Below are 11,084 nucleotides of genomic sequence, written 5' to 3' on the forward strand. Positions count from 1 at the left end.
GGCATCCATGCCGCTTATCCGAGAGTATGCTTTTCCCTCAGCATAATTTACGCCAAGGTGGGAGTACGTTGCGAGTTAAGCGCACGAAACCTCCCCAGAAATAGCATGTTATTAGATCTTTACCGTTGCTCATATTCAGTCATGATAGTGACAAATCCTTCTCCGGGGCTTTGCGACGAATATGCCTCAGCTTGTCGAAAAACAGATACACCACCGGGGTGGTGTACAGCGTGAGGATTTGGCTCATCACCAGCCCGCCGACAATCGTGATGCCGAGTGGCTGGCGCAGCTCGGCACCATCACCGCTGGTCAGCACCAGCGGTAGTGCACCAAACAGCGCGGCCAGCGTGGTCATCATAATCGGGCGGAAACGCAGCAGGCAGGCCTGAAAAATGGCGTCCTGTGCGCTCAACCCGCCGCTGCGCTGCGCCACCAGCGCAAAATCCACCATCATGATCGCATTCTTCTTCACGATCCCAATCAGCAACATGATGCCAATCAGCGCGACCAGACTAAACGGTGCGCCAAACCACTCCAGCGCCAGCAACGCCCCCACGCCCGCCGAGGGCAGGGTAGACAGAATCGTCAGCGGATGCACATAGCTCTCATACAGCATACCCAGCACGATATACACGGTGATAATCGCCGCCAGAATCAGCAACAGTTGGGAAGACTGTGATTGCTGGAACGCCTGCGCCGTACCGGAGAACTTTCCGCGTACTGCGGGTGGCACGCCCAGCGACGTCATGGTTCTTTCTATCGCCGCCGTGGCGCTGGACAGATCGGTGCCTTCCGGCAGGTTGAAAGAGATGGTCGAGGCGGCAGACAACCCCTGATGGTTCACCGATAGTGGCGCGTTGATCGGCTTCCAACTGGCGAAATAAGAGAGCGGGATAGGCTTACCTTCGTTATTGATCACGAACATCTTGTTCAGTGAATTGACGTCCTGCGTGTAGGCATCGTCCACTTCCATCACCACCTTATATTGGTTTAATGGCTGGTAAATGGTTGAAATCTGGCGCTGTCCGAAGGCGTTATTGAGCAGTGCGTTAGCGGCAGAAACGCTGATGCCGAGCTGCGCCATCGCATCGCGATCGTAGGTGAGCGCCATTTCCGCGCCTTTATCTTGCTGATCGGAGTTCACGTCGGCCAATTCAGGCAGTTTGCTGAAAGCGGTGCGAATCTTGGGTTCCCAGATGCGCAGCTCGCTCAAATCGTCAGACAGCAGCGTGTACTGATACCCGGCATTCGCTTCCCGACCGCCGATGCGAATATCCTGCACCGGCATGAGAAACAGGTTAGCGCCGGGTTCTTTTGCCAGCTTGATGCGCAGGCGGCTGATCACCTGCTGTGCCGATACATCTCGCTCGGACAGCGGCTTAAGCGAGATAAACATTGAGCCGCTGTTGGTGCGCGATCCGCCAGTAAACCCGTTCACGTTATCCACCGCCGGGTCGCTGCTGACAATGGTCATGAAGTTCTGGAGTTTTACCGTCATGGCCTGAAAAGAAATACTCTGATCTGCCTGAATAAAGCCCATCAGCCTGCCCGTGTCCTGCTCTGGGAAGAAGGTCTTGGGAATGCTGATATACAGCCAGACGTTGAGCGCGATCGTGCCCAGCAGGAGCAGCAACACCCAGCGTGCATGGTTGAGCACCCACTTCAGCGAGCGCCCGTAGCCTTGTTGCATCGCCAACAGCACGCGGTTAAAACCACGGGTGCGTGGCTGGCTACGCTTGGGAACGGCACGTAGCAGGCGGGCGCACAGCATCGGCGTCAGCGTCAGCGAGATCAGCAGCGAAATCATGATTGCCACCGACAGCGTGACGGCGAATTCGCGGAATAACCGCCCCGGCAAGCCATCCATCAGCAGCAGGGGGATGAACACCGCCACCAGCGACAGGCTCATGGATAAGACGGTGAACCCCACTTCACGCACGCCCTGAAGCGACGCCGGTAGCGGCTTCATGCCAGCTTCGATGTGGCGGGAAATATTCTCCAGCACCACGATGGCGTCATCCACCACGAAACCGGTGGCAATGGTCAGCGCCATCAGCGACAGGTTGTTTAGGCTAAAGCCGCACAGGTACATCGCTGCGAAGGTGCCGATAAGCGATGCCGGTACGGCCAGTGCCGGAATGGCGGTTGCCCGGCCGGAACGTAGGAACAGGAAGACGACCAAAATAACCAGCGCGACGGCGACCACCAGTGATTGTTCCACTTCTGCCAGTGACGCGCGAATGGTGGGAGAACGATCCTGTGCGACATCCAACTGTATTTCGGCAGGCAGGCTGGCGCGCAGTTCCGGCATGGCGGCGCGGATATTGTCTACCGTGGTAATAATGTTGGCATCCGGCGCGCGGCGAATCATCACCAGAATCGCAGGCTTCGAGTTCGCCATCCCTGCGTTACGGGAGTTCTGCACCGAATCTTCTACCGTGGCGACGTCGCTCAGGCGGACGGCGGCCCCGTTGTTGTAGTGGATAATCAGCGGCGCGTAGGCATCGGCAGTTTTGAGTTCATCGTTGGTTTGTATCTGCCAGCTTTTCTGGCTGTTTTCCACATTCCCCAGCGGCTGGCGCACGTTCGCCTGCGCGATGGCCTGCCGCACCTCATCGAGGGAAATTCCCTGATTAAACAGCGCAACTGGATTCAGCGCGACGCGCACGGCGGGCAGTGAACTCCCGCCGATGGAGACATCGCCAACGCCTTCCATCTGCGAAATTTTTTGCGACAGCTGGGTAGAGGCAAAGTCGTACAGCTGTCCCTGACTGTAGGTGTCCGAGGTCAGCGTCAGAATCATGACGGGGGCGTCGGACGGATTGACTTTGCGGTAGGTCGGGCGGCTGGACATACCGGACGGCAGCAGGTTCTGTGCCGCATTGATGGCCGCCTGCACATCACGCGCTGCGCCATTGATATCCCTGTCGAGGTTAAACACCAGAATAACGCGCGTGCTGCCGAGCGAACTGGTGGAGGTCATTTCGCTGACGCCTGCGATCCTGCCGAGCGCCCGTTCCAGCGGCGTCGCGACGGCGGAGGCCATCGTTTCCGGCGAGGCACCGGGCAGCGAAGCGCTGACCGAAATCACCGGGAAATCCACCTGCGGCAGCGGTGACACTGGCAACAGGCGGAAACCCAGTACGCCACAGAGCGCGATGGCCAGCGTCAGCAGCAGGGTGGCGACGGGCCGGTGAATGAACAGGGCGAAGAACTTCACTCGGTTTCTTCCTCCTGACGCGCTAAACGGCGGAAACGCGTCGCCAGACGGTCAAACAGCAAATAAATCACCGGTGTGGTAAACAGCGTCAGAATTTGGCTCATGATTAGGCCACCGACCATACAGATCCCCAGCGGCTGGCGCAGTTCTGCGCCGACGCCGGTACTCAGCATCAGCGGCAGCGCACTCAGCAGCGCCGCCATAGTGGTCATCAAAATCGGCCGGAAACGCAGCAGACAGGCCTGATAAATCGCGTCATATGGTTTCATGCCCTGTTCTCGCTCCGCCGCCAGCGCGAAGTCGATCATCATGATGGCGTTCTTCTTCACGATCCCGATGAGCAAAATGATTCCGATAATGGCGATCACATCCAGCTCATTCCCCGCCATCATCAGCGCCAGCAGCGCACCGACGCCCGCCGTGGGCAGCGTGGACAAGATGGTGATAGGGTGAATAACGCTCTCGTACAGCACGCCGAGCACGATGTACATCGCGACAATCGCCGCGACGATGAGCCATACGGTGCTGCTCAGCGCTGACTGGAACGCCAGCGTACTGCCCTGAAAACGCGTGGTGATATCCGCAGGCAGGTTCATCTGCTGCTCGGCCTGCGTGATGGCATCAACGGCTTCGCCCAGCGCATAGCCTTTAGCGACGTTGAAGGAGATCGTCGTCGACGGGAACTGGTCAATATGGTTGATCGCCAACGGCCCCTGACGCTCTTCAATGGTGGCAATACTGCTGAGCGGAATGGTTCCGCCGTCGCTGCTGATGAGGCGCACGTCGTTCAGCGCGTCCAGACCGGTGTTGTTGGTCGTATCGTGTTCCAGCACCACGCGGTACTGGCTAGCTTGCGTATAGATGGTGGAAACCAGTCGCTGACCAAAGGCGTTGTACAGCGCGCTATCGACCTGTGACATTGTAATACCCAAACGGCTGGCGCTGTCGCGGTTCACGTTGACGTAGGCGACCGCTGCGCCGTCTTGCCAGTCGCTGCTGACATCCTCTAGCTGCGGCAGCTTTTTCAACTCAATCATCAGCTTGGGCACCCACTCGCTCAGTTCGTCCAGCGACATCGCCTGCAACGTAAACTGGTATTGCGTGCGGCTGATCTGGGTGTCGATGGTGAGATCCTGCACCGGTTGCAGATACAGTTGGATGCCAGGGATCTGGGCGGTTTGCTGTTGCAGGCGACTGATGATCTCTGGAATACGTTCGCTGCGTTCACTGAGCGGTTTCAGGTTTATTTGCAGTCGGCCGCTGTTCAGCGCGGCATTGGTGCCGTCAACGCCGATGAACGAGGACACGCTCTCCACCGTCGGATCTTTCATGATGATGGATGCAACGCGCTGCTGGCGGTCGGCCATATTGCTGAACGAGACCGTCTGCGGAGCCTGCACGGTGCCCTGAATGATGCCGTTATCCTGTATTGGGAAGAAGCCTTTCGGGATCCAGATATAGAGCAAAACTGTCAGCAGCAGCGTACCAAGTGCGACGCTGAGCGTCAGCCACGGATGATTCAGCACCTTGCGCAGCCAGACGCCGTAGGCATCAATCAGGCGAGTGAAGAAACGTTCGCTGGCGCGGGTAAAGCGGTTCTGTTTACGCAGCGACTGATGGCTCAGCATTCGGGCGCACATCATGGGTGTCAGCGTGAGCGAAACGACGGCGGAAATCAGGATAGACACCGCCAGCGTGACGGCGAATTCGCGGAACAGGCGTCCGACGATATCGCCCATAAACAGCAGCGGGATCAGCACGGCGATGAGTGAGAAGGTCAGGGAGATAATGGTGAAGCCAATTTCTCCTGCGCCCTTCAGCGCCGCGTTAAGCGGTTTTTCCCCTTTTTCGATATAGCGGGCGATGTTTTCAATCACCACGATGGCATCGTCCACCACGAAACCGGTGGCGATGGTCAGCGCCATGAGCGTCAGGTTATTGATGGAGAAACCGAGAAAGTACATCGCGGCAAAGGTGCCAATCAGCGACAGCGGCACGGCAATGCTGGGGATCAGCGTGGCGACGGCGTTACGCAAGAACAGGTAAATCACCATCACGACCAGCGCGATAGCCAGCAGCAGTTCGAACTGGACGTCTTTCACCGAGGCGCGAATGCTGGTGGTGCGGTCAGTCAGCGTGGTGACTTCGACAGCGTTTGGCAGGCTCGCTTTTAACGCGGGCAGCATCTTGCTAATGCTGTCCGTGGTCGTGATGACGTTGGCACCCGGCTGGCGCTGAACGTTGATAATGATCGCCTGCTGCCGATTCGCCCAGGCACCGAGATGAATATTCTCGGCGGCCTGTTCAATCGTCGCGACATCCTGAAGCCGTATCGGTGCGCCATTCTTCCACGCGACAATCAGCCTGCGGTAATCATCAACGGATTTCATTTGATCGTTGGCGGAGAGCGTGACCGAGCGCGTCGGACCGTCCAGACTCCCCTTGGCAGAATTCACGTTGGCGGCGGTAATCGCGGTGCGGATTGTTTCGCTGGTCAAGCCGTATGCCGCCAGCGCTGGCGCGTTCAGCCTGACCCGCACGGCCGGACGCTGCCCACCGGCTAATGACACCAGACCGACGCCCGCCACCTGAGAGATTTTCTGCGCGATGCGGTTGTCCACCATGTCCTGCACCTGCGTCATCGACATGGCGCTGGAGGTGACGGCCAGCGTCATAATCGGCGGATCCGCCGGATTCACCTTGCTGTAGGTTGGCGGGTAGGGCAGATCGTTAGGCAGCAGGTTGCTGGCCGCATTGATGGCGGCCTGCACATCCTGTTCGGCGACGTCCAGCGATAGCTCAAGCTGGAATTGAAGCGTAATGACGGATGCGCCGCCTGCGCTCTGCGTCGACATCTGTTTCAGCCCGGACATCTGGCCGAACTGCCGCTCCAGCGGCGCGGTAATTGCGGAGGTCACCACATCGGGGCTGGCACCGGGATACAGGGTAATAACCTGAATCGTCGGATAATCGACTTCGGGCAACGCGGATACCGGCAGCGCCCGATAGCCGATGATTCCGGCCAGCAGAATGGCGATCATCAGCAGCGTCGTGGCGACCGGACGCAGAATAAACAGGCGCGACGGGCCACCGCCGCTGGCTGGAACGGTATCCTGCATCAGGATTTCTCCCCAGTGATGGCGGGCGTTTTCTCCGTCAGCGCTGAGGGCACGACTTCCACTTTCGCCCCTTCGGTCAGGCGGTCGATACCGTCAGTGACGACTTTCACATCGGCGTCTAATCCGGCCGTCACCACAACCAACTGGCCGTACTGAATACTGGTGGTAACCTGACGTTTACTGACTTCGTTTTTATCATTCAGAATCCAGACGAAACGGCCTTCATTCCCCATTTGCACGGCAGCGGAAGGGGCGACGACCGCGTTTTTCAGCGTATCGACCTTCATGCGGATATTCACGAACTGGTTCGGGAACAGGGCATCGTCCAGATTATCAAAACGCGCCTTGAGTTTGATCGTGCCTGTGGTGGTGTCGATCTGGTTGTCCATGCTCAACAGCGTGCCCTGTGAGAGTTTCTTTTGATTGGCACGATCCCAGGCTTCCACTACAGGCGGCTGGCCTGATTTCTGCGCGCTCAGAATGGTGGCGATTTCCGCTTCCGGTACGGTAAAGACGACATCAATCGGGTAGGTCTGCGTAATCACGACAAGGCCATTGGTGTCGCCGCTGGTGATGTAATTCCCGACATCGACCTGCTTTAAGCCGATCCGACCGCTGATCGGCGCGGTGATCTTGCTGTAATCCAACTGGAGCTGTGCGCTGGCGACGGCGCCTTCATCGGCTTTTAGCGTGCCTTCCGCCTGACGAACGGCGGCAGTTTGCGCATCCAGCTCCTGACGGGAGATCAGATTGGTTTTCACCAGTTGTTGGTAGCGCGCTAAATCCTGTTGAGCATTAGCCAGCACGGCCCGATCTTTTGCCAACTGCCCTTGTGCTTGCGTCAGTTCAACCTGAAAAGGACGCGGGTCAATTTCCGCCAGCAGGTCGCCAGCCTTAACCTGTTGCCCTTCCTGAAAGTGCAGCGCCATCAGTGCTCCGTTCACCCGGCTGCGCAACGTGACGGTATTGGCTGCGGTGACGGTGCCTAAACCGGACAGATAGTAGGGCACGGATGCGGATTGCGTTACTGCCGCTTGCACGGGAGCCAGCGTGCGCATAGCCGCCCGGCGTCCACCGCCATTGCCGCTTCCCGAATGTGACGTACGGGCGGCGTGCTGTTCACTCGTGCCGGGGGCGGCAGGGGGCGTCTGGGTAAAGTGGTGCCAGATCAGCACGGCAATAGCGATAACGGCGGCAAGTATCAGCAGGCCTCGGATACGTTTGGCATTCATAGTAATGGATTACTCTCTCCAGGTTGCGCGGGAAGCACGGCGTAGCCGCATACTTCACGCTGCATGTGCGTTGGCTGTCATACCCAGCGCGTTATTGGACCAATGGCCGCATTTTACTAGTTTAAACAAGGGATGCCGGACAAAAATGAAGGAAATATGGAAGATATGTCAGGGTTTGTAGGAAAAGAATCCGGCAGCACAAGGCTGCCGGATAGGGATAAAAATTCTATAACACAATGGAAGGTTACAGTACCAGACCCGCGATAGCGGCGGAAAGGATGCTCACCAGCGTAGAACCGTAAACCAGTTTCAGACCGAAACGGGAAACCACGTTGCCCTGTTGCTCGTTCAGGCCTTTAATCGCGCCAGCGATAATCCCGATGGACGAGAAGTTAGCGAAGGACACCAGGAATACAGACAGAATGCCCACGCTGCGTGGAGACAGTTCGCCTGCGACTTTTTGCAGTTCCAGCATTGCCACAAATTCGTTAGAAACCAGTTTGGTTGCCATGATGCTACCAACTTGCAGGGCTTCGTGAGACGGAATACCCATGATCCAGGCAAACGGGTAGAACGCGTAGCCGAGCACTTCCTGGAAGCTGATACCAAAAATGGCGCTGAAAATGGCGTTGACCGCGGCAATCAGTGCAATGAAACCGATCAGCATGGCTGCAACGATAACGGCGACTTTAAAGCCCGCCAGAATGTATTCGCCCAGCATTTCAAAGAAGCTCTGATTTTCATGCAGATTACCCAACTGCAACTCCGGTTCTTCACCGACTTTGTAGGGGTTAATCAGCGACAGCACGATGAAGGTACTGAACATGTTCAGAATCAGCGCAGCAACGACGAACTTGGCATCCAGCATCGACATGTACGCCCCGACGATAGACATCGACACGGTCGACATGGCAGTAGCAGACATGGTGTACATGCGCTTTTCAGACATCTTGCCCAGAATATCTTTATAGGCAATGAAGTTTTCGGACTGGCCGAGAATCAGTGAACTGACCGCGTTAAAGGATTCCAGTTTGCCCATGCCGTTCACTTTGGACAGGAGCGTACCAATGGCGCGGATGACGATCGGCAACACCCTAATGTGTTGCAGGATACCGATCAGCGCGGAAATGAAGACGATAGGGCAGAGCACTTTAAAGAAGAAAGAAATCAGGTTCTTCTCGCTATTTACCATGTCACCGAATACGAAGTCCGTCCCCTGGCCTGCAAATCCGAGTAATTTGTCGAATACCGCTGCGAACCCTTTGACGACCCCTAACCCAACGTTTGAGTACAGGAAGAAGTAAGCGAGCAAAATTTCGATGACAAGTAGCTGAATAATAAAACGAATACGAATGCTTTTACGATCGCGGCAGACAAGCAGCGCCAGCGCCGTAACAACAACCAGCGCCAGAATAAATTGCGCGATATGGGACAAGGACATGTGTGCTCCAAATATGAGGCAGGCCAAATTTTCCACGTCATTTTATGTAACGCGTGTATTAAAAGTGAGAGGAAGAACGCAAAAAAACAATTATACCTTGGGATTTTATCTAAACTAAATGCTACGTCTCGTTATTCGCACTTTTCTGGTCATTCATTATTCTTATCCCAAACAGAAAGTGGCATTGTCCTACCGTAGATGTCAGGTAGGCGGGTTTTTTTTATGATGTTTTCTGCATGATTCAAAAGGAGAGTGATTATGTCAGTATCAAATACCACACGTGAGCTTGGACGTTCTGGGATCGTGGTTCCACCTTTCTCGTTCGGCGGTAATGTCTTTGGCTGGACGGTTGACCAGCCGACATCATTCAGCCTGCTGGATGCGCTGCTGGCACATCGGCTGAATTTCATTGATACCGCTGATGTTTATTCGCGCTGGGCACCCGGTAATCAGGGCGGTGAGTCTGAAACGATCATCGGTAACTGGCTGAAAAAAAGTGGCCAGCGTGACAAGGTCATTATCGCGACCAAGGTGGGGATGGACTTGGGGGACGACAAGAAAGGGCTGTCTCCTCGCTATATTCGTCAGGCGGTCGAGGCTTCATTACAGCGTTTGCAAACGGACTATATCGATCTCTATCAGGCACACACGGACGACAAAGATACGCCGCTGGAAGAAACGCTGGCCACGTTTGATGCGTTGATTAAAGAGGGGAAAGTGCGCGCGATTGGCGCGTCTAACTACAGCGCGACGCGTCTGGTTGAGGCGCTGAAGATCAGTAAAGCCAACCATCTGGCGCGTTATGAAACGCTACAACCGGAATACAACTTGTACGATCGGCAGGGCTATGAAGCGGCGCTGGAACCGCTGGTGCGCGAACAAGGGATCGGGGTCATTAACTATTATTCGCTGGCGAGCGGGTTCTTGTCAGGCAAGTATCGTCAGCCGAAGGATGCAACGAAAAGTGCACGCGGACAGGGCGTGGTGGAGAAATACCTCAACGAGCGCGGCCGCACCATTTTGGAGGCATTGGATAGCGTGGCGAATGCACACCAGACGACGCCGTCGCAGGTGGCGCTGGCCTGGTTGATTGCACGTCAGAGTATTACCGCCCCGATCGCCAGTGCGACATCGCTGGAGCAGGTAGCCGAACTCGCGAGTGCCACGCGGCTGGTGCTGCCGGCAAAAGATATTGAGCTGCTGGATCGTGCGAGTCGCTATTAGGAAATTGCTATCTTTGCAGCGGTATTTCGTTGCATTTTTATGCAGACGTGAAGATGGTTTCGTGCGCCATCATACCGCCATTTTCATGCTACCTCGTAGCATGCGCCCGACATAGGGGGCTCGCCAGCCCCCTATGAACCCCGGCTTTTGGCGGGAATTATGCCGCTGACGCGGTGCCTTCGTCGATATCTGGCTTAACGGACCGCTTGCGACACGTTCCATACGTGGCGCAAGCTCTCGCCGCGTCCATGCGGCTCATCCTAAGCCTGCTATCTCCTCAGCATAATTTTTTACGCCGGATAACGGCAAGGTACTCATACATTCACAATATTTATCGCGCACGAAACTGCCTCAATAGTGACATGAAAAGTGACTAAGAGACCATGCTTAAAACCACTACCGCACTTCTGCGCCATCATCCTCAAACCAGGCGGCTAGTTCGCGGCGCAGGTTATCTGACTGCGTACCGAAAATAGCCTGTACCTGATGACCGACGATGATCACACCGATAGCGCCCAGTTTTTGCAGGCTGTCGCTGTTGACCAACCGCAGGCTGTGCACCTCGACCCGCAGGCGGGTGATGCAGGCATCCAGACTGACGATATTTTCTTTGCCGCCAAAGGCGCTCACCAACTGCTGCAAATTCTCTTTATCTAGCGGTGAAGCGATTTCAATCTCGGTAATTTGCTTACCCAACATTGACGCGAACAATTTCCGAAAATTGTGAATCTTGCCCATCGTAGTCACCTCTTCGTTTGTTTATCAGCGTGCATAGGATAATGCCGTTCACCTGACATTACTGTTAGGCGACACACGGTGATGAGGTTTCGTAAGTACACCTATCACCG

General features: G+C 55.9%; 6 protein-coding genes. 1 reads left to right on the top strand and 5 read right to left on the bottom strand.

What is annotated here, in order from left to right; genetic code table 11:
* Positions 1 to 139: 139 nt before the first annotated feature.
* The 4 genes from mdtC to O1Q74_RS05945 all read right to left on the bottom strand — a co-directional run bounded on the left by mdtC (position 140) and on the right by O1Q74_RS05945 (position 9,006).
* Complete coding sequence (mdtC, locus tag O1Q74_RS05930; RefSeq protein ID WP_271877021.1) at positions 140 to 3,220, bottom strand: multidrug efflux RND transporter permease subunit MdtC; 3,081 nt, start codon at positions 3,218 to 3,220, stop codon at positions 140 to 142.
* Positions 3,217 to 6,339 carry an MdtB/MuxB family multidrug efflux RND transporter permease subunit gene (locus O1Q74_RS05935; RefSeq protein WP_271877024.1) on the bottom strand — a complete coding sequence of 1,041 codons (3,123 nt, stop codon included), beginning with the start codon at positions 6,337 to 6,339 and terminating at the stop codon, positions 3,217 to 3,219. Before O1Q74_RS05935 ends, mdtC begins: the two co-directional genes overlap by 4 nt.
* Positions 6,339 to 7,571: an MdtA/MuxA family multidrug efflux RND transporter periplasmic adaptor subunit gene (locus O1Q74_RS05940; RefSeq protein WP_271877026.1), complete on the bottom strand. Its 1,233-nt coding sequence runs from the start codon at positions 7,569 to 7,571 to the stop codon at positions 6,339 to 6,341. The genes O1Q74_RS05935 and O1Q74_RS05940 overlap by 1 nt, the downstream gene beginning before the upstream one ends.
* A gap of 244 nt (positions 7,572 to 7,815) precedes the next feature.
* Positions 7,816 to 9,006 carry a NupC/NupG family nucleoside CNT transporter gene (locus tag O1Q74_RS05945; RefSeq protein WP_271878774.1) on the bottom strand — a complete coding sequence of 397 codons (1,191 nt, stop codon included), beginning with the start codon at positions 9,004 to 9,006 and terminating at the stop codon, positions 7,816 to 7,818.
* Positions 9,007 to 9,270: 264 nt separating this feature from the next.
* Between O1Q74_RS05945 and O1Q74_RS05950 the strand changes: the two genes are divergently transcribed.
* Positions 9,271 to 10,236, top strand: coding sequence for an aldo/keto reductase (locus O1Q74_RS05950; RefSeq protein WP_271877029.1), 966 nt, complete (start codon positions 9,271 to 9,273; stop codon positions 10,234 to 10,236).
* 396 nt (positions 10,237 to 10,632) lie between these two features.
* On the opposite strand, the gene O1Q74_RS05955 is transcribed toward O1Q74_RS05950, so the two are convergent.
* Positions 10,633 to 10,974 carry a glucose PTS transporter subunit EIIB gene (locus O1Q74_RS05955; protein WP_271877032.1) on the bottom strand — a complete coding sequence of 114 codons (342 nt, stop codon included), beginning with the start codon at positions 10,972 to 10,974 and terminating at the stop codon, positions 10,633 to 10,635.
* Positions 10,975 to 11,084: the final 110 nt, after the last annotated feature.

The sequence above is a fragment of the Pectobacterium sp. A5351 genome, assembly GCF_028335745.1.
GTDB lineage: Bacteria > Pseudomonadota > Gammaproteobacteria > Enterobacterales > Enterobacteriaceae > Pectobacterium.